24 protein-coding genes are annotated in these 24,642 nt (G+C 58.0%); 16 read left to right on the forward strand and 8 right to left on the reverse strand.

The genetic code is table 11. The features are described 5' to 3' along the window. Positions 1 to 55: 55 nt before the first annotated feature. Together AC2FJV_RS01025 and rsmI are read right to left on the reverse strand one after the other, a co-directional pair. Complete coding sequence (locus AC2FJV_RS01025) at positions 56 to 430, reverse strand: YraN family protein (protein ID WP_142635564.1); 375 nt, start codon at positions 428 to 430, stop codon at positions 56 to 58. Between the two features lies 1 nt (position 431). Further along, positions 432 to 1,289 (reverse strand): 16S rRNA (cytidine(1402)-2'-O)-methyltransferase, encoded by an 858-nt coding sequence (gene rsmI / locus AC2FJV_RS01030; RefSeq protein ID WP_496693592.1) that lies wholly within the window; start codon positions 1,287 to 1,289, stop codon positions 432 to 434. A gap of 87 nt (positions 1,290 to 1,376) precedes the next feature. Between rsmI and AC2FJV_RS01035 the strand changes: the two genes are divergently transcribed. The 3 genes from AC2FJV_RS01035 to murJ are packed head-to-tail and all read left to right on the forward strand — an operon-like array spanning position 1,377 to position 6,866. Then, positions 1,377 to 2,549, forward strand: a complete 1,173-nt coding sequence (locus AC2FJV_RS01035; protein WP_142635560.1) for a penicillin-binding protein activator — start codon at positions 1,377 to 1,379, stop codon at positions 2,547 to 2,549. Further along, on the forward strand, positions 2,509 to 5,328 hold the full coding sequence (locus AC2FJV_RS01040) for a [protein-PII] uridylyltransferase (protein WP_496712129.1): 2,820 nt from the start codon (positions 2,509 to 2,511) through the stop codon (positions 5,326 to 5,328). The genes AC2FJV_RS01035 and AC2FJV_RS01040 overlap by 41 nt, the downstream gene beginning before the upstream one ends. Further along, positions 5,325 to 6,866, forward strand: coding sequence for a murein biosynthesis integral membrane protein MurJ (gene murJ, locus AC2FJV_RS01045; RefSeq protein WP_271948384.1), 1,542 nt, complete (start codon positions 5,325 to 5,327; stop codon positions 6,864 to 6,866). The genes AC2FJV_RS01040 and murJ overlap by 4 nt, the downstream gene beginning before the upstream one ends. Here murJ and AC2FJV_RS01050 read toward each other — a convergent pair whose 3' ends face one another. Beyond that, positions 6,867 to 7,553 (reverse strand): rhomboid family intramembrane serine protease, encoded by a 687-nt coding sequence (locus AC2FJV_RS01050; RefSeq protein WP_142635554.1) that lies wholly within the window; start codon positions 7,551 to 7,553, stop codon positions 6,867 to 6,869. Between the two features lie 86 nt (positions 7,554 to 7,639). On the opposite strand from AC2FJV_RS01050, the gene trpS reads away from it, so the two are divergent. From trpS to AC2FJV_RS01115, 13 genes are all read left to right on the forward strand, one after another. After that, positions 7,640 to 8,668, forward strand: coding sequence for a tryptophan--tRNA ligase (trpS, locus tag AC2FJV_RS01055; RefSeq protein ID WP_281995207.1), 1,029 nt, complete (start codon positions 7,640 to 7,642; stop codon positions 8,666 to 8,668). 60 nt (positions 8,669 to 8,728) lie between these two features. Next, positions 8,729 to 9,592 (forward strand): branched-chain amino acid aminotransferase, encoded by an 864-nt coding sequence (locus AC2FJV_RS01060; RefSeq protein ID WP_496693589.1) that lies wholly within the window; start codon positions 8,729 to 8,731, stop codon positions 9,590 to 9,592. A 60-nt stretch (positions 9,593 to 9,652) separates the two neighbouring features. After that, positions 9,653 to 10,108 carry a universal stress protein gene (locus AC2FJV_RS01065; RefSeq protein WP_142635548.1) on the forward strand — a complete coding sequence of 152 codons (456 nt, stop codon included), beginning with the start codon at positions 9,653 to 9,655 and terminating at the stop codon, positions 10,106 to 10,108. Positions 10,109 to 10,118: 10 nt separating this feature from the next. Further along, positions 10,119 to 10,712 carry a 2-hydroxychromene-2-carboxylate isomerase gene (locus AC2FJV_RS01070; protein ID WP_496712132.1) on the forward strand — a complete coding sequence of 198 codons (594 nt, stop codon included), beginning with the start codon at positions 10,119 to 10,121 and terminating at the stop codon, positions 10,710 to 10,712. 69 nt (positions 10,713 to 10,781) lie between these two features. Then, positions 10,782 to 11,345: a NifU family protein gene (locus AC2FJV_RS01075; RefSeq protein WP_271948391.1), complete on the forward strand. Its 564-nt coding sequence runs from the start codon at positions 10,782 to 10,784 to the stop codon at positions 11,343 to 11,345. Beyond that, positions 11,335 to 11,922 carry a tRNA (adenosine(37)-N6)-threonylcarbamoyltransferase complex dimerization subunit type 1 TsaB gene (tsaB, locus tag AC2FJV_RS01080; RefSeq protein ID WP_271948392.1) on the forward strand — a complete coding sequence of 196 codons (588 nt, stop codon included), beginning with the start codon at positions 11,335 to 11,337 and terminating at the stop codon, positions 11,920 to 11,922. Before AC2FJV_RS01075 ends, tsaB begins: the two co-directional genes overlap by 11 nt. Then, positions 11,919 to 12,332 (forward strand): GNAT family N-acetyltransferase, encoded by a 414-nt coding sequence (locus tag AC2FJV_RS01085; RefSeq protein ID WP_496712134.1) that lies wholly within the window; start codon positions 11,919 to 11,921, stop codon positions 12,330 to 12,332. The genes tsaB and AC2FJV_RS01085 overlap by 4 nt, the downstream gene beginning before the upstream one ends. A 158-nt stretch (positions 12,333 to 12,490) precedes the next feature. Further along, complete coding sequence (locus AC2FJV_RS01090; RefSeq protein ID WP_142635539.1) at positions 12,491 to 13,489, forward strand: BMP family lipoprotein; 999 nt, start codon at positions 12,491 to 12,493, stop codon at positions 13,487 to 13,489. Positions 13,490 to 13,581: 92 nt separating this feature from the next. Then, positions 13,582 to 15,111 (forward strand): ABC transporter ATP-binding protein, encoded by a 1,530-nt coding sequence (locus AC2FJV_RS01095; protein ID WP_496688964.1) that lies wholly within the window; start codon positions 13,582 to 13,584, stop codon positions 15,109 to 15,111. 1 nt (position 15,112) lies between these two features. Continuing rightward, complete coding sequence (locus AC2FJV_RS01100) at positions 15,113 to 16,204, forward strand: ABC transporter permease (RefSeq protein ID WP_142635535.1); 1,092 nt, start codon at positions 15,113 to 15,115, stop codon at positions 16,202 to 16,204. Between the two features lie 3 nt (positions 16,205 to 16,207). Next, positions 16,208 to 17,176, forward strand: coding sequence for an ABC transporter permease (locus tag AC2FJV_RS01105; RefSeq protein ID WP_142635533.1), 969 nt, complete (start codon positions 16,208 to 16,210; stop codon positions 17,174 to 17,176). Between the two features lie 356 nt (positions 17,177 to 17,532). After that, entirely contained in the window at positions 17,533 to 18,453 is a 921-nt protein-coding gene (locus AC2FJV_RS01110) for a sulfite exporter TauE/SafE family protein (protein WP_142635531.1), read from the forward strand. 2 nt (positions 18,454 to 18,455) lie between these two features. Then, positions 18,456 to 19,223 (forward strand): TIGR02186 family protein, encoded by a 768-nt coding sequence (locus AC2FJV_RS01115; protein ID WP_496712137.1) that lies wholly within the window; start codon positions 18,456 to 18,458, stop codon positions 19,221 to 19,223. Positions 19,224 to 19,227: 4 nt separating this feature from the next. Here the strand turns inward: AC2FJV_RS01115 and AC2FJV_RS01120 are convergent, their stop codons facing one another. The 5 genes from AC2FJV_RS01120 to ccrA form a co-directional block, all read right to left on the reverse strand. Next, positions 19,228 to 19,956, reverse strand: coding sequence for an SDR family oxidoreductase (locus AC2FJV_RS01120; protein ID WP_142635527.1), 729 nt, complete (start codon positions 19,954 to 19,956; stop codon positions 19,228 to 19,230). Beyond that, the gene (locus tag AC2FJV_RS01125) at positions 19,953 to 21,485 is read right to left on the reverse strand and encodes an ATP-dependent DNA helicase (RefSeq protein ID WP_496712139.1); all 1,533 of its coding nucleotides are present in this window, start codon (positions 21,483 to 21,485) and stop codon (positions 19,953 to 19,955) included. The genes AC2FJV_RS01120 and AC2FJV_RS01125 overlap by 4 nt, the downstream gene beginning before the upstream one ends. 61 nt (positions 21,486 to 21,546) lie before the next feature. Then, positions 21,547 to 22,185: an acyl-homoserine-lactone synthase gene (locus AC2FJV_RS01130; RefSeq protein ID WP_142635523.1), complete on the reverse strand. Its 639-nt coding sequence runs from the start codon at positions 22,183 to 22,185 to the stop codon at positions 21,547 to 21,549. Between the two features lie 81 nt (positions 22,186 to 22,266). After that, positions 22,267 to 22,986, reverse strand: a complete 720-nt coding sequence (locus tag AC2FJV_RS01135; RefSeq protein ID WP_142635521.1) for a helix-turn-helix transcriptional regulator — start codon at positions 22,984 to 22,986, stop codon at positions 22,267 to 22,269. Positions 22,987 to 23,353: 367 nt separating this feature from the next. After that, the gene (ccrA, locus tag AC2FJV_RS01140) at positions 23,354 to 24,640 is read right to left on the reverse strand and encodes a crotonyl-CoA carboxylase/reductase (protein ID WP_142635517.1); all 1,287 of its coding nucleotides are present in this window, start codon (positions 24,638 to 24,640) and stop codon (positions 23,354 to 23,356) included. Positions 24,641 to 24,642: the final 2 nt, after the last annotated feature.

The raw sequence follows: 24,642 nt of genomic DNA on the forward strand, positions 1-24,642 counted from the left end.
GTCCCTCAGTTTCACGCCAGATACATGGCCCAGCCAGGCCGGGGGTTCAATGGGGTCAGACCTGATCAAAGGCGTTTTCGATGATTTGCACCGCGCCGAACGCATCCACCAAAGCCGCATCAAACCGAACATTTGTCAGCTGGCCGTTGGGTTCCCCTTCCAGAAATTGGGCAGCCGAGGCACAGATACGGTCCATCTGGCGCCGTTTGATCCGGGCAGCAGCCATCTCAAAGCTTGTGCTTTTCTTGACCTCGACGAAAACCAATCCATCGCCGTTGCGGACGATCAGATCAATCTCGCCCCCTGCCCCGCGCCAACGGCGATGTGCTATGGAATATCCCCGCCGCTCGTAATCTGCCGCAACCTGCTGTTCCGCCGCCTGACCCGCATGATAAGAAACCGAACTTCGGACAGTGCTGCGTGAGGTCATCTTACCTTTTCCCGAGTTTCAGCGCCTTCTGATAGATCGGTCGACGCGGCAGTTTATACATCTGCGACACCAAATCCGCCGCATCGCGTACTGAATGAGTTTCCAGGGCGCGTATCAAAGCCTCTTCTATGTCTGAATCGTTAACAGTTTCCGAAGCGCCACGGTCTACCAGCAGAACAATTTCGCCTTTGACCGTCTGACTCGCCAATTCTTCTGCCAGCTCTGCCAGCGACCCGCGCCGAACTTCTTCGAATTTCTTGGTTAATTCGCGGCACATCGCGGCCTGCCTGTTTTCCCCTAGAACCTCGGCTAGATCCGACAGACAGGACGCCACACGTTTCGGAGATTCATAAAATACCAACGTCCCAGGCACATCTCGCAGCGTCTCGATCCGCGTCCGGCGCGCGCCTGAGGCATTGGGCAAAAACCCCGCAAAGAAAAAGGCATCCGTCGGTAAACCGGCCAGCGTCAGCGCCATCAGCGCGGCGGACGGCCCCGGCGCGCAGGTGACAGTATGCCCCGCCTCGGCCGCCTGTCGTCCCAGATCATATCCCGGGTCCGCGATCAGAGGCATTCCGGCCTCAGACGCATAGGCCACCGATTTCCCCTCAGCCAGCGCGTCCAGGATTTTGCCGCGGGCGCCTGCACCGCTGTGATCGTGATAGGCAAGAATGCGGCGCCCCTCGAGAGGAACGCCGTGAATCTCCATCAACCGGCGCAGGCTGCGCGTGTCTTCGGCGGCGATCATATCCGCCGACGCCAACACGTCTAGCGCCCTGAGTGTAATGTCGCGCGCCGCCCCGATCGGAGTGGCAACAAAATACAGGCCCGTGCCCAATTTGACTTTTTGAAAATTCAAAGCTGGACCCTCACAGCGTGACGTCTATTATCGCGGCGCAAATAATGGCAGCATCCCAAGCCGCCGGATCAGGGAGTTTTCATTTAGATGTTTACCGTTTGCAAGCCCGTTCGCAAGTTGGCGCGTGCAGCCGCCGTCTTGGCCACCGCGACCATTCTGACGGCGTGTGACGTCAGCAGTATCGGCGGAGGCCCGTCGATCAACACTTCAAAACCTGTACCGGTTGCTTTGCTGGTTCCGGCTGGATCTGGAAATTCCGGGGACGCTGAACTGGCGCGCAGCCTTGAAAACGCAGCCCGCCTGGCGATGTCCGATCTGCAGAATGTACAGATTGATTTGCGGGTCTACGACACCCGGGGCAATTCGGGTACCGCCGCAACAGTCGCGCAGCAAGCCGTGGCAGACGGTGCAAAGATAATCATCGGTCCGGTCTACGCCCAGGCGGCAAACTCAGCTGGTCTTGCGGTACTGAACAACAAGGTCAACCTGCTGTCGTTTTCGAACAATACCAGCATCGCAGGCGGCAATGTCTTCGTGCTCGGCCCCACTTTTGAAAACACCGCCAACCGGTTGGTCAACTATGCCGGTTCGCGCGGCAAGACCGGAACGGTCATCGTGCATAGCAACGATGCCGCAGGGCGGCTTGGACAATCGGCTATCGCAACCGCGCTGAGCAACAGCCGAGTGGGTAATGCAGGCACGGTCGGCTATGACCGCTCTCAGCAGGGGGTCATCAACTCGGTGCCGACAATCAAGGCTACTGTAGCGTCCTCGGGGGCGGATTCGATCTTTCTGACTTCGACCACAGCAGGGGCGTTGCCGCTGTATTCCCAGCTTCTACCAGAAGCAGGCGTTTCCCCGGCAACCACGCAATATATGGGCCTGACCCGCTGGGACATCCCGGCCCAGACACTGGAACTGCCAGGCGTTCAGGGTGGCTGGTTCGCATTGCCGGACCCATCCAAGGCACAGGCTTATCGTCAGCGGTACAACAACACCTATGGCGAGGCACCACATCCGATCAGTGGCCTAGCCTATGATGGCATAGCCGCGATTGCTGCCTTGGTCAGCCAGGGCAAATCCGACGCTCTGACCGCATCTGCCCTAACTCAGAACGCCGGTTTTCAGGGCGTTGGCGGTATCTTCCGTCTGCGACCCAACGGTACGAATGAACGTGGTCTGGCCATTGCCACGATCCAGAACAAACAGGTGGTTGTGATTGACCCTGCCCCCCAAAGCTTCTCTGGCGCCGGATTCTGATCGGCTGGCTCTGACACTCATCCCAAGGGGTGACCTGATTTGCCAGCCCGAAGAAATCTTTGACAGCGCAGCCGTTATGGCACAGCTGTCAGAGGCCTTCGACAAGACATCTGATAACGCCGAAAGGCGCGGCGAAACCGTGCGGATTTTGCGCAACGTCCAGAAATCCGGTCGTCAGGCAATCGCCGATGCCTTTGTCCGCGATCCATTTGACGCGCGGCGGCTGACCCATTCCTATACCTACCTGACCGACGGGCTGGTCTGCACCGCGATGCAAGTGGCCAGTCGCGAGCTTCACCCGCTGGCCACGCCGACACAGGGAGAAAAAATGGCCGTGCTGGCAGTGGGCGGCTATGGGCGCGGGGAAATGGCCCCGTCCTCGGATGTCGATCTGCTGTTTCTGACCCCCTACAAAATCACTGCCTGGGCAGAGAGTGTGATCGAATCCATGTTGTATATCCTGTGGGATCTGCGGCTGAAGGTCGGGCATTCTTCGCGCACCATCAAGGATTGCCTGCGCCTGGGATCCGAGGATTTCACCATTCGCACCGCGATGTTGGAACAGCGCTATTTGGCTGGCGACGCCGATCTGGCAAATGAGTTGGAAACGCGCCTGAAAGACGATCTGTTCAAAGGCACTGAGCGCCAGTTCATCGAGGCCAAGCTGCAGGAACGCGACGCGCGCCATCTGAAACAGGGCGAGCGGTATATGGTCGAGCCCAACGTAAAAGAGGGCAAAGGCGGATTGCGCGACCTGCAATCGCTCTACTGGATTGCCAAATATATTTACGGCGTTCAGGACGTGGCCGAGTTGGTACCGCTGGGTCTGTTCACCCCCGAGGAATTCAGCACTTTTGTGGAAGCCGAGGATTTCCTGTGGGCCGTTCGCTCGCATTTGCATCTGGTGACCGGGCGCGCAACCGAACAACTGACCTTTGACATGCAGGTCGAGGTTGCTTCCAGAATGGGATACGAAGACCGGGTCGGTCGTCGGGCGGTCGAAGTGTTTATGCAGCGCTATTTCCGCGAGGCCACGAAGGTTGGCGAGCTGACGCGCATCTTCCTGACCAAACTCGAGGCGACGCATATGAAAGGCGCGCCTCTGCTAGAGCGTATTTTCCGCCGCCGCCCCAGGATCAAAGCCGGATATAAAGTCGTCCATGGACGTCTGGATGTAGCCGACCCGAACAAGTTTCTGGCGGACAAGCTGAACCTTCTGCGCCTGTTCGAGGAAGGTCTGCGCACCGGCATGCTGATCCACCCGGACGCGATGCGGCTGGTCAGCGCCAACCTGAACCTGATTGATGACGACATGCGCGAAGACAAAGAGGCGCGGCGCATCTTTCTCGACCTGATGCTGAAACACGGCAACCCGGAACGCGCCCTGCGCCGCATGAACGAACTGGGGGTGCTGTCGGCCTTTCTGCCCGAGTTCGAACACATCGTGGCGATGATGCAGTTCAACATGTACCACAGCTATACGGTGGATGAGCACACCATTCAGTGCATCGTCAATCTGGCCCAGATTGAACGCGGAGAGTTGGGGGAATCCCTGCCGCTGGCGTCTTCAATCCTGGAGGACGGGGTCAATCGCAAGGTTCTGTATGTTGCCCTGCTGATCCATGACATTGCTAAGGGGCGACCCGAGGATCATTCGATTTTGGGCGCACAGATGGCCCGCAAGATTGCACCTCGGCTGGGTCTGAACAAATCGGATTCAGAAACCGTGGAATGGCTGGTGCGTTATCACTTGTTGATGTCGGACATGGCGCAGAAACGCGATATTTCCGACCCGCGCACGGTGCGCGACTTTGCCAAGGCCGTGAAAACGGTCAAAAGGCTGGACCTACTGACCGTGTTGACCGTCTGCGACATTCGCGGCGTTGGACCCAACACCTGGAACAACTGGAAAGCCACCCTGCTACGCGCGCTGCATGCAGAAACCAAGCGCGCGCTTGAGACCGGGATGGAAGACCTCAACCGTGCCAATCGCGGTGCCGGTGCCAAAAAGGCGTTGCGGGCCGAGCTGGCGGGATGGACAAAAGCCGCCCTCAAAACCGAGACGGGTCGGCACTATGACCCCTATTGGCAGGGCCTGAACCTTTCGACCCATGTAGAATTTGCCGAGATGCTGAAAGAGCTGGACCGCAGCGGTGATGCTGGCGCGATGGAAATCCGTCTGCACCCGGATGAAGACCGCGATGCGACGCGGGCCTGCTTTGCCATGGGTGATCACCCCGGCATTTTTGCCCGTATCGCAGGCGCTTTGGCGCTGGTCGGGGCTAATGTGGTTGATGCGCGCAGTTACACCACCAAAGACGGCTATGTCACCGATGCGTTCTGGATTCAGGACGCCGATGGACACCCGTTCGAGGCCAGCCGCTTGCCGCGCCTGACACAGATGATCCACAAGACCCTGAAAGGCGAGGTCGTGGCGCGGGATGCCCTTAAATCACGCGACAAGATCAAGAAACGCGAACGGGCCTTTAACGTGCCGACCCATATCATCTTCGACAATGACGGGTCCGAGATCTACACGATCATCGAGGTCGATACCCGGGACAGGCCCGGCCTGCTCTATGATCTGACACGAACGCTTGCTGCCGCCAATGTCTATATCGCCAATGCGGTGATCGCTACCTATGGCGAACAGGTGGTGGACACCTTTTACGTCAAGGATATGTTTGGGTTGAAATATCACTCGGAAAGCAAGCAGCGCGGGCTTGAGACCAAGCTGCGCAAGGCCATCTCCGAAGGCGCCGAGCGCGCGGTCTCATGAAGCAGATCCGGCTGTTTTCAGGCCTGTTCACTGTCGGGTTCTGGACCCTGGCCAGCCGTATTCTGGGCTTTCTACGGGAAATCCTGCTGACCGCCTACATCGGGCCCGGGCCAGTAATGGATGCATTCGTCGCCGCCTTTCGCCTGCCCAACATGTTCCGCCGCTTCTTTGCCGAAGGTGCGTTTAACGCAGCCTTTGTGCCGATGTTTTCCAAACGGCTGGAAGGCGGGGAAAACGCGCAAGGCTTTGCACAGGACGCGTTCAACCTGCTGGCCGTGGCGGTGCTGGCGCTGGTCGGGCTGGCGATGGTTTTCATGCCTGGTCTGGTCTGGCTGACGGCTGAGGGCTTTTACGGTGACGACCGCTTCGACCTTGCCGTTGATTATGGATATGTGGTCTTTCCCTACATCTTTTTCATGTCGCTTGCGGCGCTGTTCTCGGGCGTGCTGAACGCAACCGGCCGTTTCGCGGCTGCCGCCGCCGCGCCGATTTTACTGAACATCTTTGCCTGCATAGCACTGATCGCCGGCGCTATATCAGGCGGAGAGGTCATCCGTTGGCTGATCGCCGTCATCCCCATCGCTGGTGTTGCGCAGCTAGCGCTGGTCTGGGTTGCAACCGAACGTGCGGGCATCCGTATCCGCCCGGGCCTGCCGAAACTCAGCCCTGAAATGCGCAACATGGTCCGCATTGCGGTTCCGGCCGCCTTGGCCATGGGGGTTACACAGGTCAATCTGGTGGTGGGCCAGCTGGTTGCTTCGAAAACCGAAAAGGCCGTCAGCTGGTTGTTTGCAGCGGATCGCTTGTACCAGTTGCCATTGGGCGTCGTGGGCATCGCCGTCGGCATCGTCCTGTTACCCGATCTATCTCGCCGCCTGCGCGCTGGGGACAAATCGGGCGCCCGCGATGCGTTTTCTCGCGCAGGTGAGTTTACGTTGCTGTTGACCATCCCGTCGACCGTTGCCTTTGTGCTCATCCCCACCCAGCTGGTCTCGGTTCTGTTCGAGCGCGGACAGTTCACCCCCGAAGACACCGCCGCCACCGCACTTGCCGTGGCGATCTATGGCATCGGCCTGCCCGCGTTCATGCTGCAGAAATTGTTGCAGCCTTTGTATTTCGCGCGTGAAGATACACGCTCGCCCTTTCACTATGCAGTGTTTGCGATGGTCGTGAACGCTGCACTGGCTTTCGGGCTGTATCCGTTGGTGGGATGGTTCGCACCTGCGATTGCCGCCTCGGTGGCCGGATGGGCCATGGTTGGACTGCTGGCCTTGGGCGCGCGAAAAATGGGGGAAGAAGCGCAGTTTGACGACCGGTTCAAGAACAGGGCATGGCGGATCATTGCGGCGTCCCTGGGGATGGGAGCTGTCCTGTATGCCGCTATTGAGCTGTTTGGCTGGGCCTTTGCCCTGGAAGGCTGGCGTTACCTGGCACTGCTCGGTTTGATCATCGTTGCTGCAGTCACGTATTTCCTGCTCGGCCACCTGATTGGTGCATTCAAACTTTCCGAGTTCAGAAAGGCTCTGCGTCGATCCTGATCAGTCGCGTCGGATGCGCCCGACAATCCGCGCCCACCCCCCCGGAGCAACCAGGAACGACAGGGCAAAACCAGTGGCAAAACCGCCCAGATCAGCCACCCAGTCCAGCGTTCCGCCAAACAGCAGGCCGAACAACAACTGAATGCCCATCAAAACGGCGATCAGGCTGAAGGCGCGGGATTGGTTTGCGCCCACCAGCGACAGCTTGCGCCATAATATCCACGTAAACGCTCCGATCAGCCCATAGACCGGAGGGAACCCACCCACCAGCGGAAAGCGCGGATCCAGCAACAGTGCATAAGCCAGCGCACCACCCACGCCCGACAGCACAAAGATCACCAGCATCTGAACGCTGCCAAAAACCTCGGCCACCATTTTACCCATGGCCAGCACAAAGACGCAGACAAAGATGGCCTGTGTGAACGTACCGGATACAAACGGATAGGTGACAAAGCGGATCAGATGCTCGAACGGCCAGCGCCCGTTTTCCACCATCCAGTCGAAGATATCCGGCGAAAACGAATAGTGCTGCAAAGCGTCCAGGCGCCAGCCTACAGCAGTTGGCCCCCCAATGATCCCGCGCGTACCTAGAGTAAATGCCAGTTCAACCCCCATGATGAACACACACAAAGCCACCACCACGGGCGGCAGAGGGTTCACGGCGGGTGTATAATGCTCACTGCTCATTGGGCGGGCCTTTCGCGGCTGTTGACGTCCCTTTGCCTCATGGGTAAGCGACGGGGGCTGATTTTTCCAGACGGGAGTTCCCTTCGATGACCGATTCCAAGTTCACGCCGCGCGTGTTTTCCGGTGCACAGCCATCCGGTAACCTGCACCTTGGCAACTATTTGGGCGCATTGCGGAACTGGGTTCGGATGCAAGGGTCCGACTATCAGACAATCTACTGTATGGTCGATTTGCACGCGATCACCGTTTGGCAGGACCCCAAAGAGTTGCAGCACGCAACGCGTGAGCTGTGCGCGGGGTATATCGCATCAGGATTAGATCCCGAAAAATCGATCCTGTTTAACCAAAGCCAGGTTCCTGAGCACGCGCAACTAGCATGGATTTTTAACTGCGTTGCCCGGCTTGGCTGGATGCAGCGCATGACACAGTTCAAAGATAAGGCTGGCAAGAACGCACAGAATGCATCGTTGGGCCTATTCGCCTATCCGGCGCTTATGGCCGCAGATATCCTTGTATATCACGCGACACATGTACCCGTCGGAGATGATCAAAAGCAACACCTGGAACTAACCCGAGATATCGCAACTAAGTTCAATCATGACTATGGCGTCGATTTTTTTCCGTTGACCGAACCCGTCATCAAAGGTGCGGCAACTCGGGTCATGAGCTTGCGCGATGGGTCAAAAAAGATGTCCAAATCCGACCCCTCTGACATGACCCGGATCAACATGACCGATGATGCCGAGACGATCGCCAAGAAAATCCGAAAGGCCAAGACCGACCCGGACGCTCTGCCTTCGGAAGTCGATGGCTTGGACAACCGCCCCGAGGCCCGCAATCTGGTGAATATCTACGCCGCCCTCAGCGATCAGACGGCGGATCAGGTTCTGGCCGACGTTGGCGGCAAGCAATTTGGCGAGTTCAAACCGATGCTGGCCGATCTGGCGGTTGCCAAACTGTCTCCGATCTCGACCGAAATGGCCCGCCTGATGGGTGAAGAGGCCGAGATTGATCGCATTCTGGCCAATGGCGCAGAAAAGGCGCGGGCGATTGCAGCCCCGATCCTGCAGCAGACCTATGACATCGTCGGCATGGTTGGTGCGAAACGGGGCTGATTGGCTCTGGACGTTGCCTTAACGCCTTCCTAGGTTTGCCTCAAAGCTTGGGAGGGCGTCATGGCAGTCGGCAAGAACATCCGCACCTATTTCAACGGGCAATGGCATGATGGGGATGCACCGATCATGCGCGCTGCGGATCATGGTGCGTGGCTGGGATCATCCGTCTTTGACGGCGCGCGGTTCTTCAACGGGCTGACCCCGGATCTGGAGGCCCATTGCGCCCGCGTGAACCGCTCTGCCGAGGCGCTGATGCTGACCCCGACCGTCACTAAAGACCAGATGGTCGAGATCGTGCTGGAAGGGCTTGAAGCCTATGCGCCCGACGCGGCCGTGTATATCCGCCCGATGTATTGGGGCATCGACGGAGATGCGACAGCGATCGTACCGCAGGAAAACAGCACCGGGTTTGCTGTCTGCCTGGAAGAGATTCCGATGGCGCCTGAGACCGCCTCGGACACGCTGGGACTGACCCGATTCCGCCGTCCGGTACTGGAATCAGCAGTGGTGAATGCCAAGGCCGGGTGCCTGTATCCCAACAACGCACGGATGCTGAACGAGGTACGTGCGAACGGGTTTTCGAATGCTTTGGTGGCTGACGCATTGGGCAACGTAGCCGAAACCGCAACCGCCAATATCTTTATGGTCCGCGACGGCGAGGTCTTTACCCCCGTCCCCAACGGCACCTTCCTTGCCGGCATCACCCGTGCACGACATATCAAAAACCTGCGGGCCGACGGCGTGGCTGTGCATGAGGCGGTTCTGAGTTTCGAGGATTTCTACGGGGCCGACGAGGTATTCATGACTGGCAACATGAGCAAGATCACCCCGGTGACCGCGCTGGAGGACACCCGGTTTCAGGTCGGGCCCGTCGCCCGGCGTGCACGCGACCTGTATTGGGACTGGGCCGCCAGTGGGCGTTAGGCTCTGGTTGCCAGCACGCACCTAGTCGGGCATGATCCCCGGAAATGAATGAGGACACCCATGCGCAAGTTCCTAGTGGTTCTGGATGACAGTCGCGAATGCCTGAATGCGATGCGATTCGCGGCTATGCGCGCGGCCCATACCGGCGGCGGCGTAACAATCCTGTCGGTAATCCCACCGGACGAATTCAACCATTGGATCGGCGTTGCCACCGTCATGCGTGAAGAAGCGCGCGAGCGTATCCATGCGCATTTTGAAGTTTTCGCAAAATGGATGCGCGACAAGCAAGACGTTGATCCTGAACTGGCCATCCGCGAAGGCGAGCCCGTTGCCCAGATCATCGAGCATGTGCAATCCGATCCTGATATCGGCGTTCTGGTTCTGGGTGCAGGCACCGACAAAAAGGGACCTGGCCCATTGGTGACTCAACTGACCAAAAACTCAGGCAGCCTGCCGATCCCAATCACTATTGTTCCCGGTGATCTGAGCAAAGAAAAACTCGAAGCGATTACCTGAGGCCACACCGATGCAGCGCAGCATTCAATTCTGGTTCGAATTCGCCTCGACCTATTCCTATCTCAGCGCGATGCGTATCGAAGAGGTCGCCGCCCGCCATGGCGTGTCGGTTGAATGGCAGCCTTTTCTGCTGGGGCCGATCTTTGCCGCCCAAGGGTGGGATAATTCTCCGTTCAATCTGTACCCGGCAAAAGGCCGGTACATGTGGCGGGATATGGAACGCCTGACCGCCCAGCGCGGCTTGCCATTTGTCCGGCCCGATCCTTTTCCGCAGAACGGCTTGAAAGCGGCCAGGTTAACATTGGCGATTGAAGATCAGGGGCAAAAAGCTGCCTTTGTGCGCGCCGTCTATTCTGCCGAATTTGCCCAAGGGCAGAACATCGCGGATGAGGCTGTTTTGGCCGGATGCCTCAGCTCAGCCGGGCTTGCCGCTGATTTACTTTCCCAGACCCAGAATCCGGCGATCAAAGCAGCGCTTATCGCGCAGACAAAAACCGCTCAGGCCAAAGGGCTTTTTGGCGCGCCCAGCTTTCTGGTCGGTGACGAGCTGTTTTGGGGCGATGATCGGCTGGACGATGCGATAAGCTCAGCTGCAGAAATTTAGAATCGTTCCAATTCTTGACTTCCAGCTCGTGGACCCGCATATCAGAGACAACAGATACGGAGCCGCGCCATGTTCATCCAGACCGAATCCACACCGAACCCTGCAACCCTGAAATTCCTGCCCGGCCAGACCGTGCTGGAAGCGGGCACTGCAGATTTCCCATCGGCTGAGGCTGCGGAAAAGTCGCCGCTGGCCAACCGCATTTTCGCAGTGAGTGGCGTGACCGGAGTCTTTTTCGGCAATGACTTCGTGACCGTGACCAAAGCGGACGACGTTCAGTGGGACCACATCAAACCCGCCATTCTGGGCGCGGTGATGGAGCATTACCAGTCCGGCCAGCCGATCATGGGCGCGGATGCCAATGCGGGTTCGGGCCATGCTGAACACAGCGGTGAGGACGCCGAAGTGGTCAACCAGATCAAAGACCTGCTGGACAGCCGGGTGCGCCCGGCAGTCGCGCAGGACGGGGGCGACATCACGTTTCACGGTTTTGACCGCGGCGTTGTCTACCTGCATATGCAAGGGGCCTGTGCAGGCTGCCCATCATCGACACTGACATTGAAGATGGGGATCGAAAACCTACTGCGTCATTACATTCCCGAAGTGACCGAGGTTCGCCCTGTTGCCGTCTGATCCTATCATTCTGGCGTTTGACACATCGGCCGCGCATTGCGCGGCCGCTTTGTTGCGCGGTGACCGGATTGTGGCGTCTTGTGTCGAGCCCATGTCGCGGGGACAAGCCGAACGTCTGATGCCGCTGCTCGAAGAGGTGCTGTCATCAGAACAATGCTCATGGCGCGACCTGTCAGCGATCGGCGTTGGAATAGGCCCCGGTAATTTCACCGGAATACGCATCTCGGTCTCGGCCGCGCGGGGTCTGGCCTTAGGTCTGGGTATACCGGCCATTGGCGTATCGGGCTTTGACGCGCTTGCTGTCCTGGACAGCGATGCGTTGCCCGCAATTCGCGCGCCCAGAGATCAGGTCTATGTTTCGCAGCCTGATATGGAACCGGCACTGATCCAGCTTGATCAGGCAGAATCGCTGGGTACGCTGATGTTCAACGACAACCCAAAGGCTCAGGTCTGCGCTATTGCCCGCGTGGCAGCGCAAAGATGGCAGACTACGACCGAGGCACCGGCCCCCCTGTACATACGCCCCGCAGACGCGGCGCCCTCCAAGGATCAACCGCCGATGTTGCTGGACGGATGACCCCGGAAGACCTGGCCGATACCCATGCGGCGGCTTTTACGCAAGCGCGCCCCTGGACCGCCACAGAGTTTGCAGAGCTGCTGCAGAATCGCTTTACCCAAATCGTCGGCGACACCCAGTCCTTTGCCCTTTTTCAGGCAATCGCTGACGATGCCGAACTGCTGACGATTGCCACCCATCCCACAGTTCAGCGTCAGGGACTGGCTAGGAAACGTATGGTCGAATGGCACACGGCTGCCAAAAAACTGGGCGCTATCCGGGCGATTCTGGATGTTTCCATCGCCAACCAGCCCGCGATTACACTTTACAAGCATTGCGGGTATCGTGTGTGCGGCACGCGCAAGAATTACTATACGGTTGAAAATAATCAGAAAATTGATGCCATCGTCATGGAATGCAATTTAACCTGAGACAGGCCGCGAATTTTCTTGGACCAAATGGTCAAAAATCTGTTGACCGCGGCGGTTGCAAACGGCCTTAATTCCCGCCATCACAACGGTTATGCTCGCTAACAGTGGGTAAACGGGGCTATCTTGGCTCCGACCGAAAAAACAAACGGGAGTAACAAATGACCCTGATGAAATCCTTGATGGGCGCCGCAGCGGCGGTTGCACTGACAGCGGGTGCCGCACTGGCCGAACCGGCACTGATCTTTGATCTGGGCGGCAAGTTCGACAAATCGTTCAACGAAGCCGCGCATAACGGCGCCTCACGCTGGGCGGAAGAAACGGGCGGCACATACCGCGAGATCGAAATGCAGTCCGAAGCGCAACGCGAACAGGCCCTGCGCCGCTTTGCCGAAGCAGGCTCGAACCCGATCATCACCATGGGTTTCGGTATGGCTGACCCGCTCAGCGCGGTTGTTGCCGACTATCCGGACACGAAATTTGTCGTTGTCGATGTAACCTGGCTGGACGCGCCTAACCTGCGTCAGGTTGGATTCGCTGAACACGAAGGGTCTTACCTCGTTGGTATGATGGCGGCGATGGCATCCGAATCCGGGACTGTTGGCTTCATCGGCGGCATGGATGTTCCGCTGATCCGTCACTTTGGCTGCGGCTATGCTCAGGGTGCCAAGGCGGTGAACCCCGATATCAACGTGGTTGCCAACATGACCGGCACAACGCCTGCGGCATGGAACGACCCGGTTAAGGGCTCGGAACTGACAAAGGCACAAATCAGCCAGGGTGCCGACGTGGTCTATGCCGCAGCTGGCGGCACCGGTGTTGGTGTTCTGCAAACCGCTGCTGACGAAGGCATCCTGTCAATCGGTGTCGACAGCAACCAGAACCACCTGCACCCGGGCAAAGTTCTGACCTCGATGCTGAAGCGCGTGGACGTCGCTGTTTACGAGGCGATGAGCGCAGGCGAGAACGTTGAGACCGGCGTATATATCATGGGTCTGGCCGAAGACGGCGTTGGCTATGCGATCGACGACAACAACGCTCCGCTGGTTTCGGATGATATGAAAGCAGCAGTCGACAAAGCCCGTCAGGACATCATCGACGGCAATGTTTCAGTTGTCAGCTATTACGAGAACGACAGCTGCCCAGCACTGCAGTTCTGATATCGCGCGGGTCGGGGGTGATGCTCCCGGCCCGATTCCACTTTGCTGCACCGGGATGACCGGGCAGTCCTTTCGGCAACTGAGGACAAGACATGACCGTCCCCGCCATTGAGCTCAAAGGGATATCCAAATCCTTTGGGCCGGTTCAGGCCAACAAAGACATTTCCATCAGCGTCGCCCCCGGTACGATCCATGGGATCATCGGTGAAAACGGTGCGGGCAAATCCACGCTGATGAGCATTCTCTACGGCTTTTACAAAGCCGACAAAGGTGAAATCTGGATCAATGGTCAAAAGACCGAAATCCCTGACAGCCAGGCCGCGATCGCCTCGGGCATCGGGATGGTGTTTCAGCATTTCAAACTGGTCGAGAATTTTACCGTTCTGGAAAACATCGTGCTGGGCGCCGAGGATGGAAGGCTGTTGGCCCCGTCCCTGAATAAAGCCCGCAAAGAGTTGAAAGAGCTGGAAGAAGAATACGAACTGTTCGTTGACCCCGACAAGCGTATCGACGAAATCGGTGTGGGGATGCAGCAAAGGGTTGAGATTCTTAAGGCGCTGTATCGCAAGGCCGAGATCCTGATTCTGGACGAACCAACCGGCGTGCTGACCCCATCCGAGGCGGATCAGCTGTTCCGCATCCTCGACCGGCTGCGGGCCGAGGGGAAGACGATCATCGTGATCACCCACAAACTGCGCGAGATCATGGAAAACACCGACACCGTGTCGGTCATGCGCCGCGGGCAAATGACGGCCACCGTGAAAACCGCCGAGACCAGCCCCGAAGAACTGGCCGAGCTGATGGTGGGCCGCAAGGTTCTGCTGCAGGTCGACAAGGTTCCGGCACAGCCCGGTAAGCCCATCCTCGAGATTGAAAACCTGCGTGTTTTCGACAGCGCGGGCGTCGAGCGTGTCAAAGGCATCGACTTGACCGTGCGCGCTGGTGAGATCGTGGGCATCGCAGGCGTCGCCGGCAATGGCCAATCCGAACTGCTAGAGGTTCTGGGCGGGATGCGCCCGGGCCAGGGCCAGATCAAACTGAACGGCACGCCGCTTGCGCTCAGCGGGGCGGGGTCAGATGGCCAGGCGCGGCGCGCGCAGCACATTGCGCATGTGCCCGAAGACCGCCAGCGCGAAGGCCTGATCATGGATTTCCACGCCTGGGAGAACGTGGCCTTCGGCTATCACCGAGACCCGGCCTATAAGCGTGGCCTCTTCATGGATAACGCCGCCCTGCGCGCCGATACCGAAGCCAAGATCGAAAAATTCGATGTGCGCCCGCCGAACCCCTGGCTGTCGGCTAAAAGCTTTTCGGGCGGCAATCAGCAGAAGATCGTCGTCGCGCGTGAAATCGAACGTAACCCGGACCTGCTGTTGGTCGGTCAGCCGACCCGAGGCGTGGATATCGGGGCGATCGAATTCATTCACAAACAGATCGTCGATCTGCGCGACCAGGGCAAGGCGATCCTGCTGGTCTCGGTCGAGCTGGAAGAGATTTTCTCGCTGTCGGATCGAATCGCGGTCATGTTTGACGGACATATCATGGGCGAACGCCTGCCCCATGAAACTGATGAAAAAGAACTTGGCCTGTTGATGGCCGGTGTTGCGGGAGAGGCAGCGTAACATGGAAAAAATGCCCAAATGGGCCGATGTCGTTCTGATCCCGGTGATCAGTCTGCTTCTGGCTGCAATCCTGTCGGCGCTGGTGATCCTCGCCATTGGCGAAAACCCGATCGAAGCGGTGAACCTGATGGTCACCGGCGCGCTGGGATCGACCTATGGCTGGGGCTATACGCTGTATTACGCCACGAATTTCATGTTCACCGGACTCGCTGTGGCGGTCGCCTTTCACGCACGGCTGTTCAATATCGGTGGCGAAGGTCAGGCGATGCTGGGCGGGCTTGGCGTGGCGGTGGTGTGCCTTTACATCGACTGGCCGCATTGGAGCATCGCCTTGCTGGCCGCCTGTGCCGCATCGATGGTGTTTGGGGCCGCTTGGGCGGCCATTCCGGCCTATCTGCAGGCCAAACGCGGCAGCCATATCGTGATCACCACGATCATGTTCAACTTCATCGCTGCTGCCTTGCTGAACTATATGCTGGTCAACGTCATGCGCCCGCAGGGCTCGCAAGACCCGGCAACTGCACGCTTCCCCGAGGCGGTGCATCTGCCGACGTTCCAGTCGATGTTCTCGACCGCTGAAAACGTCGTATTCCGTGGCGCACCTGCCAATATCTCATTCTTTGTTGCAGTCCTGGCCTGTGTGATCGTTTGGGCGCTGATCTGGCGCACCCGGCTGGGCTATGAGATCCGCGCCTATGGGCATTCGGAAACCGGTGCCGTCTATGCCGGTATTTCTCCGGTTCGGATCACCATCATCGCCATGCTGATCTCGGGCGCGCTGGCTGGTCTGATGGCCACGAACAACGTGATGGGTGAGGCAGAGCGGCTGGTTCTGAACTCGACCGAGGGCGCTGGCTTTATCGGTATCGCCGTGGCGCTGATGGGTCGATCCCATCCGTTTGGGGTGTTTCTGGCGGCGCTGCTGTTTGGTTTCCTCTATCAGGGCGGGGCCGAGCTGGCGTTGTGGACGTCGATCCCACGCGAGCTTATCGTGGTCATTCAGGCCCTGGTGATCCTGTTCACCGGCGCCTTGGACAACATGGTCCGCATGCCGCTGGAAAAGCTGTTCCTTGCCATGCGGAAGGAGGGCTAAGCGATGGATACTTTCGTTACCCTCATCCAGGTCCTCGATTCGACCGTCCGCCTGGCTACGCCGCTGTTGCTGGCCTGTCTGGCCGGTCTGTACTCCGAACGCGCCGGTATTTTCGACATCGGGCTTGAGGGCAAGATGCTGATCGCGGCGTTCTTTTCTGCCGCCGTCGCCGCCGTGACCGGATCGGTCTGGCTGGGATTGCTGGCCGGGATCGCGGCCTCTCTTGTTCTGTCCGCCCTGCATGGGGTGGCCTCGATCACCTTTCGGGGCAACCAGCTGATTTCAGGCGTCGCCATCAACTTTCTGGCCTCTGGGCTGACGGTCCTGATCGCGCAAAGCTGGTTCAAACAGGGCGGGCGTACCCCCTCGCTGTTCGGCGGAGGGCGCTTTGAACCGATCACCTTCCCTTTTGCGGATGCGGTGAGTGATGTCCCATTTCTTGGGCCAATCTATTCCGAGCTGCTGTCCGGCCATTCGATCCTGGTCTATGTGTCTTTCCTTCTGGTCCCGACAACCTGGTGGGTTTTGTACCGCACCCGCTTTGGCCTGCGCCTGCGCGCGGTGGGTGAAAACCCAGCCGCTGTGGATACGGCCGGGGTTTCTGTCGTTGGGCTGCGTTTTGCGGCTGTAGCGATCTGTGGCGTGCTGTGCGGCATTGCCGGTGCCTATCTGGCCACGGCCCTGCAAGCTGGATTCGTCAAGGAAATGACTGCCGGTCGCGGGTTCATCGCGCTGGCGGCGCTGATCTTTGCAAAATGGCGGCCATGGCACGCGATGTGGGCTTGCCTGCTGTTCGGACTGTTGCAAGCCGTTGCGTTGCGGTTCCAAAATATTGACCTGGGTGGCGTGGTGATTCCTGTGCAGGTCATGGATGCGCTGCCATATATCCTGACCGTCGTCATTTTGGCCGGCTTTGTCGGCAAGGCCGTTCCACCGAAAGCCGGTGGCGAACCCTATGTAAAAGAGCGGTAATAGGTCCAGTTTGAAACACACGTCAGTCCTGTTCGCTGCATGGCGGCATGTAGAGTTGATTTTACATGCCGCAACGGCTCTAAAGGGGCATGGATGTGTTTCCAGTGACAGCTGATTTGAGAGAGTTTCTCGCCGGGGTGCCGGATGCTAGGTCTTGCGCTTGGTCTAAGGGGATACTCCCTGTCAAAACGCCTTTTGCGGATGCACAGTTTCAGACTGGTCCAAGCCGCCAGCCCTGCTTTACCCTGCCTCGCCAAGGGCGTGATTCTGCGCGTCAGATACGAACCCTTTCACAAATTCCAGAAGTCGAATGTGTCACATTGCGCGACGCAGCTGGCCCTAATTACTAGTACCTCATGCAAATTTACCTTCCTATCGCTGAAGTTTCCGTAAACGCCTTTCTGCTGCTGGGGTTGGGCGGCATGGTCGGCATCCTGTCAGGGATGTTCGGGGTCGGCGGCGGGTTTCTGATGACCCCGCTGTTGTTTTTCATTGGCATCCCACCAGCAGTTGCCGTAGCCACCGAAGCGAACCAGATTGTCGCCTCGTCATTTTCTGGTGTTCTGGCCCATTTCCGCCGAAAGACGGTCGACCTGAAGATGGGCACGGTATTGCTGGTCGGGGGACTGATCGGAGCTGCGTTCGGGGTGGTGATCTTCAACTATCTCAAAAGCCTCGGACAAGTCGATTTGCTCGTAACCCTGTGTTACGTGGTCTTTCTGGGCGTCGTCGGCAGCTTGATGTTCATCGAAAGCCTGAACGCGCTGCGTAAATCCAAAAAGGGCACCGCCGCCCCTGTTGCACGTCGTCAGCGCGGCTGGATTCACGCGATGCCGTTCAAAATGCGGTTCCGTACATCGGGCCTCTATATCTCGGTCATCCCCCCCGTCCTGGTCGGGCTTAGCGTAGGTATCCTTTCTGCGATCATGGGTGTCGGAGGCGGCTTTATCATGGTTCCTGCCATGATTTACCTGCTGGGAATGCCCACCAAAGTCGTTGTCGGCACCTCCCTATTCCAGATTATTTTCGTAACAGCGTTCACCACGATGCTGCACGCGACAACCAACTACACAGTCGACATTGTTCTGGCTGTGTTGTTGCTGGTCGGCGGCGTGATCGGGGCGCAGATCGGAACGGTGATCGGCGCACGAATGCCTGCCGAGCAGCTGCGCGTATTGCTGGCTGCACTGGTCTTGGTGGTTTGTGGCAAACTGGCGCTGGATCTGCTTCTGGAACCCTCCGAGCTCTATTCGCTCGGCGTTGCAGGGGGGCACTGATCATGCTGAGACGGTTGATCCTGCTACTCGCCCTCTGTGTCACCCCGGCCATCGCCGAGGAGGAACAGGTCGTGCTTGGCCTAAGCCAAGACCGGGTTGCCATCACGGCGAATTTCGATGGCTCGGAAATTCTTATTTTCGGTGCCGTGAAACGTGAAACGCCGATCCCTTCCGGCCCACCGCTTCAAGTAATCGTAGCCGTTGCAGGCCCCTCGAGCCCAGTGACGGTCCGGCGAAAAGAACGCAGGCTGGGTATCTGGGTCAACACCGACAGCGTCTTGGTCGACCTTGCGCCCAGTTTTTATGCGGTTGCCACCAGCGCTCCGCTTACAGAAATCCTGTCAGATACAGAAGACCTGCGGTACAGGATCTCGATTGAACGGGCCATTCGATCAGTGGGTGCCGCGATGAATATCCGGGGCGCGCAGAATTTTGCCGAGGCCGTCGTTCGCATCCGTGAGGATGAGGGCCTGTATTCTATCCGCGAAAAAACGGTTGCGGTGGACGAGCAGACATTGTTCCGAACATCAATCGACATGCCAGCCGATTTGACCGAAGGCGCCTATTTCGCGCGCATATACCTGACCCGCGGCCGAGAAGTTGTTTCCCAGTTCGAGACCACAATCGACGTGCGGAAGGTCGGGCTGGAACGGTTCCTCTACAACATGTCCCGTCAGCAGCCGGTCTGGTACGGCCTGATGTCTTTGGTCATCGCCATCGCGGCGGGTTGGGGAGCGTCCACAGCCTTCCGACTATTGCGCGAGAACTAAAGCCCTATCCACGCCCGATATAGGGCATCGTAGTGGCCATGACAGTCATGAACTGGACGTTTGCCTCTGCAGGCAAAGACGCCATGTGCAGTACAGAACGTGCGGCATCGTCAACAGCCATCGTCGGGTCGGGCTGCTGCCCTCCCGCGATGGCGTTTTCAACCAGGTTTTGCACCATCTGTGTTCGCGCGTTGCCAATATCGATTTGACCACATGCGATACCAAAGGCGCGCCCGTCCAGTGATAGGCTGCGTGTCAGGCCTGTTATCGCGTGTTTCGTAGCGGTGTAATGGACCGAATTCGGACGCGGTACATGCGCGGCGATCGAACCGTTATTGATGATCCTTCCCCCTTGCGGGGCCTGATGCCGCATGATGCGAAAGGCTTCGCGCGCGCTCAGGAACATCCCGTTCAGGTTCACGCTGACGCTCTGGTACCAATCCTCCAACTGGATTTCGTCTATCGTGCCGCCGGGGGCAAAGATTCCGGCATTATTGAATAATACGTCAAGACGTCCCGTCTCATTCTGGAATGTCTCGAAAGCACCCGAAACAGCGGTGGGGTCGGTAACATCGGTCACCAAGGGGATCGCATTCTTGTGCCTTTCAGCCAATTTGCTCAGCACATCCGCGCTGCGCGCCAGCAGCCCAACCGCCCAGCCCTCGGCCAAAAACAGCTCGGCAGTTGCCCGTCCGATGCCTGAACTGGCGCCTGTAATGATGATGGATTTCATATCTCTTCGGCCTCCAGGGTCAGCGTCGCCGCCGGAGCCGCGCGCAAATCATCCACGCGCAGCGGATAAGTGGGCTTGGCCAGCCTGTTGCGCACCACCCAAATCAACCTTTCTTGCGCCCGCGTGATCGCAACATAAGCCAGACGTTTCCACAAAGGTTGCCCAGCCTCGGTTCGCCCCATCCGAGCAGCCGCATATACATCCGGAGCAAACACCTGTACCGTGTCCCACTGCGACCCCTGCGCCTTGTGAATGGTCACTGCAGCGCCATGCAAAAAGGTAGCCCCCATTCGCGCAGCAAATGGAATAAACGGTTCTTCCTCATCAGGCATTTCGATTTTGACAATCGACGCTGCGCTGACCTGCGGATCCTCGGCCCCCATCACATGCAGGCGCGAAAACCCCGGTTTTCGTCCTGGCCCCAGATAGATGACCTGAGCACCCTTGATTAGCCCGCGCGCCTCAAGATCCAGCCTTTTCTTGCGGTGCTTCAGCGGCAGTTCGATTCCATCGCAAATCAACGGCTCTCCCGCCAGAAGCTCGGTGTCGGGTGCAGCGTGAACATTGCGGAAGGCTTGAATCAAGCGAATTCGGGTGGCATTTCGCCAGACCAGAACCGGGCTGCGGGCCATCAGGTCAACTTCAACACGCTGCCCCCAAACAACTCGGTCATCCTGTCGGGCGGTCTGTTCGACGAGCCGTTCAAAATCCTCAAACCCCATCTGAGGGTCGGCCAGCGCATGCGCGAGGTCCAGGATCGGGTTGTCTGCCGTCTGCCGGTGGACCCTGTGCAATACCTGCTTTCGCGGCTCGGGCAGCGTCTCGAATACCATGCTGCCGGACTGATTGACCGGGGCGAGCTGCGCCGGATCGCCAAAAAGCAACAGGGTCGGAAAGATCTCTTTCAGGTCTTCGAACTGCCGGTCATCCAGCATTGAGGCCTCATCTACAAAGCCTATGTCCAGCGGCTCCTCCCGACGCTTCCAGCCGGTGATAAAGTCGGACCCACGAAGGCCTGCAGCGGCCAGCGCGCCGGGGATCGACTTGTTGTTCTGATAAAAAGCGGCCGCCCGGTCCAGGGCTTCGTCAGTCAACCCTTCAACCTCGGGGCGTTCATCGTTGCCCGCCAGCCATTCGGCAATGCGTTCATATTCCGGGTCATATACCGGCGTATAGAGGATGCGGTGGATCGTGGTCGCAGGCACACCCCGCAGGCGCAAAACACTGGCGGCCTTGTTCGTTGGCGCAAGAATGGCCAAGCTGCGTTTCTCGCGCGCTTTGCGGCTTTCGAAATCACCGGAAACAATCTGAAGACCCGCGTCAGCCAATGCTTTGTAAAGCTCTGCCAGCAGTAGCGTTTTCCCTGAACCCGCCTTGCCGATCACGGCCATCACCCCGGATTCGCCATTGCCGGGCATTTTCAGCAGGGCATCATCATCCAGGTCTACACCAGCAGATTTCAGCATCTCGGAAATGCTGTCATAGGCGGCGGCTTGATCGTCAGAAAAGGTTACTGTGGGTATAGACATGGCGCGACCCTACAGGGCCACGCCAGCTATCGCCAGATATGGAATTGGCTTTCAGACCCCGTCAGGCGGACAGGGCAAACCGGTGTTGCCGGACAGTGCCAAACGCGGCTTTGAACCACATCCTGGACAGCTCACGTGGGATGCCCGCCCGTTCAGCCACCCGATTGCAATCCTCGGGCGAATAGGGCCAGAGCCCAACCGAAATCTGATCACGCCCTTTCCCTTGTGACCCCAGAACGACTGGAGACGATCCGATCAGACGGTAGATCCGAATCATGCGCGCATCAAAGACGCCAGCAATATGGGTCAGCCCGAACCCTTCCATGATTTCGCCGCCACTCAGCATGATGGCACCGGCAGTATGGGCACTGGCCGTTCGTGACAGGCAGAACCGCGTCACCTCCCAGATCAGCGGGCTGTGGACAGGCTTACCTCCTGTCAGATGCCCAAACACCTCATTCACCATGACAGGTCCTGTCGTCGGCAAAACCCGCATCGACCCCCCATGGCTGCCATCCTCTTCTTCCCAGATGACATAGAGCGGATTCAGGTCATCATACTGATCCCGCTCTTCTCCTTTTTCGTCCACGTGAACATCCCAGCCCAGACGTGTTTTGAACTGATCCGCTCGATCCCGGAACATCCCTTGGGCCAAATTCGGAAACTTATGTAGTTCGTCGGCAAACAAATAGCGCAACATGACTTTCCCCTTGTCGTCCTGTGCAGGAACGAAGGGGGTACAAAGTCGTGGTTAATTTCCCGTTTTTGGCGCGCGCGCTTGTTAAACCACTATTAATCCACGGCTGAGTGCTGTTGCGATGGCATGGGTTGTGTTCTGCGCCCCAAGCTTGGCACGCGCACTTTCAATATAGACACGCAGCGTATGTTCCGAGATTGACAGTGAGTGCGCGACTTGTGCCCGGCTGTATCCAAGCGCCAGCAAGGTCATGGCATCCGTCTCACGAGGCGACAGGCCTCGGGTCGTATCCGGCTGCCTGTCGGTTTCGAACTCCAGAGCCTTTCGGTTAAAGTAATGCGCGATCAAAATCAGCTCGCGGCCATGGGCCTCGATGAAGGACTTCCATTTCTCATCATCACATGAGTGATTCACTGTGAATAAGGCAAACTGGCCGTTCGGCCCCCGGATGGGGATCGAATAACCCTGATTGCCAACCCCATGTTCAAGCGCATCCTGCAAAAAGGCTTTCGCCACTTTTCCAGACCAGTCCAGAAATTTCCAGTCAACCGGGTGGAACCGTTGGAAACACCCCAGGATCACTGGATCTATGCGGTGATAATTCCGCTCCCGGTATCGCTCGGCCCAAGCGTCCGGGTAAGTTGTATAGCCGTATTGATCCCCGGCACCATCAACCCAATGATAGATAAGATGTTCAACCTGCAGCCGGTCGCGCAATCGAACGGCTACATCGCCCAACTCGTCAAGCGTGTTGGTGCTTTCCAAGTCCTCTAGGACCTGACTCATGTCGAGTTGTGTTCCCATTCGCGGGCGCCTGTGCCTTATCTTGCATGGACGCAATCTCGGCCGCTGCGATCAACTTGGTATCATCAAGCTGCTCGGCAAGTGCGGTCAAACCGTTTTCAACAGCGAAGGCGTTGAGGTCCGACAAAACGTCCAGTATCCACTCATTATGCGCCATCTAAAGTCTCTCCGAAACGGTTAACGAAGGGTTAACACAACCATAACATGTGAGATGATTTTAAGCCTATTCACTGGTTTCTACTCCCCAAAACTAGCGGGTCACGATTCTGTAACCCACTGTAATTATTTCCTTATGCCTCGAAATAGATACACCCGCGCTCGCTCGATGCGATTCGCGGGTGCTAATATTCTATTTTTTTGGGGGGGCTCAGCCTTTTGCGTCTAGAACCTCTTCAAGCGTGCGCAAGCCCGTCTGCGGCGCCTGAACCAGAACCGACATGTTGCCTGGTTTATGCTCATTCCGCATCATCTTCATATGCGCGTCGGGCAATTCACCCCAGGCAAACACTTCGGACATGCAGGGATCCAGACGGCGTTCGACCATCAGTTGGTTCGCGGCAGCAGCCTGCTTGAGATGCGCAAAATGCGAACCTTGCAGACGTTTCTGATGCATCCACATATAGCGAACGTCGAAAGTCAGGTTATAGCCGGTGGTACCGGCGCAGATCACAACCATACCACCTTTTTTCACGACAAAGGTCGACACCGGAAATGTGCTTTCGCCGGGATGTTCAAACACCATGTCGACATTCTTGCCTTTGCCGGTGATTTCCCAGATCGCCTTGCCGAATTTGCGCGCCTCTTTGAACCAGTCCGCATATTCCGGTGTGTTTACTGTGGGCAACTGACCCCAGCAGTTAAAGTCTTTGCGATTCAGCACGCCCTTGGCGCCCAGACCCATGACAAAGTCACGCTTGCTTTCGTCCGAGATCACGCCGATTGCGTTGGCGCCTGCGGTATTGATCAGCTGGATCGCATAAGAGCCAAGGCCGCCCGAGGCACCCCAGACCAGAACGTTCTGGCCCGGCTTCAGGTCATGCGGCTCGTGCCCGAACAGCATCCGATACGCGGTCGCCAGCGTCAGAGTATAGCAAGCGCTTTCTTCCCAGGTCAGGTGCTTGGGGCGCGGCATCAACTGCTGGGCTTGAACATTGGTGAACTGTGCAAAAGACCCATCCGGCGTTTCATAACCCCAGATTCGCTGGCTGTCCGAATACATCGGATCGCCACCATTACAATGTTCGTCGTCGCCATCGTCCTGGTTGCAGTGAATGACAACCTCGTCGCCCACTTTCCAGCGCGTTACTTTCGAACCCACGGCCCATACGATCCCCGAAGCGTCAGAACCGGCGATATGATACGGGGCTTTGTGGCCGTCAAAGGGCGAGATCGGCTTGCCCAGGGATGCCCAGACGCCGTTATAGTTAACGCCCGCCGCCATCACCAGAACCAACACCTCGTGGCTGTCCAGTTCTGGTACGTCCACGACTTCCTGGACCATCGCAGTATCCGGTTCCCCGTGGCGTTCCTTACGGATTGCCCATGCATACATTTTCTTAGGCACAAACCCCATCGGAGGGATTTCACCCATTTCATAGAGGTCTTTTTCCGGCGCGTCGTAAGTTGCGATACCGCTGTCGGTGTCCAGAGCCATGT

This window comes from Ruegeria sp. CDSA241 (assembly GCF_059611265.1).

Coding starts and splice junctions, on each gene's coding strand:
- AC2FJV_RS01025 (WP_142635564.1), bottom strand. CDS start 430: ATGACCTCACGCAGCACTGTCCGAAGTTCGGTTTCTTATCATGCGGGT.
- AC2FJV_RS01035 (WP_142635560.1), top strand. CDS start 1,377: ATGTTTACCGTTTGCAAGCCCGTTCGCAAGTTGGCGCGTGCAGCCGCC.
- murJ (WP_271948384.1), top strand. CDS start 5,325: ATGAAGCAGATCCGGCTGTTTTCAGGCCTGTTCACTGTCGGGTTCTGG.
- AC2FJV_RS01050 (WP_142635554.1), bottom strand. CDS start 7,553: ATGAGCAGTGAGCATTATACACCCGCCGTGAACCCTCTGCCGCCCGTG.
- trpS (WP_281995207.1), top strand. CDS start 7,640: ATGACCGATTCCAAGTTCACGCCGCGCGTGTTTTCCGGTGCACAGCCA.
- AC2FJV_RS01060 (WP_496693589.1), top strand. CDS start 8,729: ATGGCAGTCGGCAAGAACATCCGCACCTATTTCAACGGGCAATGGCAT.
- AC2FJV_RS01065 (WP_142635548.1), top strand. CDS start 9,653: ATGCGCAAGTTCCTAGTGGTTCTGGATGACAGTCGCGAATGCCTGAAT.
- AC2FJV_RS01070 (WP_496712132.1), top strand. CDS start 10,119: ATGCAGCGCAGCATTCAATTCTGGTTCGAATTCGCCTCGACCTATTCC.
- AC2FJV_RS01075 (WP_271948391.1), top strand. CDS start 10,782: ATGTTCATCCAGACCGAATCCACACCGAACCCTGCAACCCTGAAATTC.
- AC2FJV_RS01085 (WP_496712134.1), top strand. CDS start 11,919: ATGACCCCGGAAGACCTGGCCGATACCCATGCGGCGGCTTTTACGCAA.
- AC2FJV_RS01090 (WP_142635539.1), top strand. CDS start 12,491: ATGACCCTGATGAAATCCTTGATGGGCGCCGCAGCGGCGGTTGCACTG.
- AC2FJV_RS01095 (WP_496688964.1), top strand. CDS start 13,582: ATGACCGTCCCCGCCATTGAGCTCAAAGGGATATCCAAATCCTTTGGG.
- AC2FJV_RS01100 (WP_142635535.1), top strand. CDS start 15,113: ATGGAAAAAATGCCCAAATGGGCCGATGTCGTTCTGATCCCGGTGATC.
- AC2FJV_RS01105 (WP_142635533.1), top strand. CDS start 16,208: ATGGATACTTTCGTTACCCTCATCCAGGTCCTCGATTCGACCGTCCGC.
- AC2FJV_RS01110 (WP_142635531.1), top strand. CDS start 17,533: ATGCAAATTTACCTTCCTATCGCTGAAGTTTCCGTAAACGCCTTTCTG.
- AC2FJV_RS01115 (WP_496712137.1), top strand. CDS start 18,456: ATGCTGAGACGGTTGATCCTGCTACTCGCCCTCTGTGTCACCCCGGCC.
- AC2FJV_RS01120 (WP_142635527.1), bottom strand. CDS start 19,956: ATGAAATCCATCATCATTACAGGCGCCAGTTCAGGCATCGGACGGGCA.
- AC2FJV_RS01125 (WP_496712139.1), bottom strand. CDS start 21,485: ATGTCTATACCCACAGTAACCTTTTCTGACGATCAAGCCGCCGCCTAT.
- AC2FJV_RS01130 (WP_142635523.1), bottom strand. CDS start 22,185: ATGTTGCGCTATTTGTTTGCCGACGAACTACATAAGTTTCCGAATTTG.
- AC2FJV_RS01135 (WP_142635521.1), bottom strand. CDS start 22,986: ATGGGAACACAACTCGACATGAGTCAGGTCCTAGAGGACTTGGAAAGC.
- ccrA (WP_142635517.1), bottom strand. CDS start 24,640: ATGGCTCTGGACACCGACAGCGGTATCGCAACTTACGACGCGCCGGAA.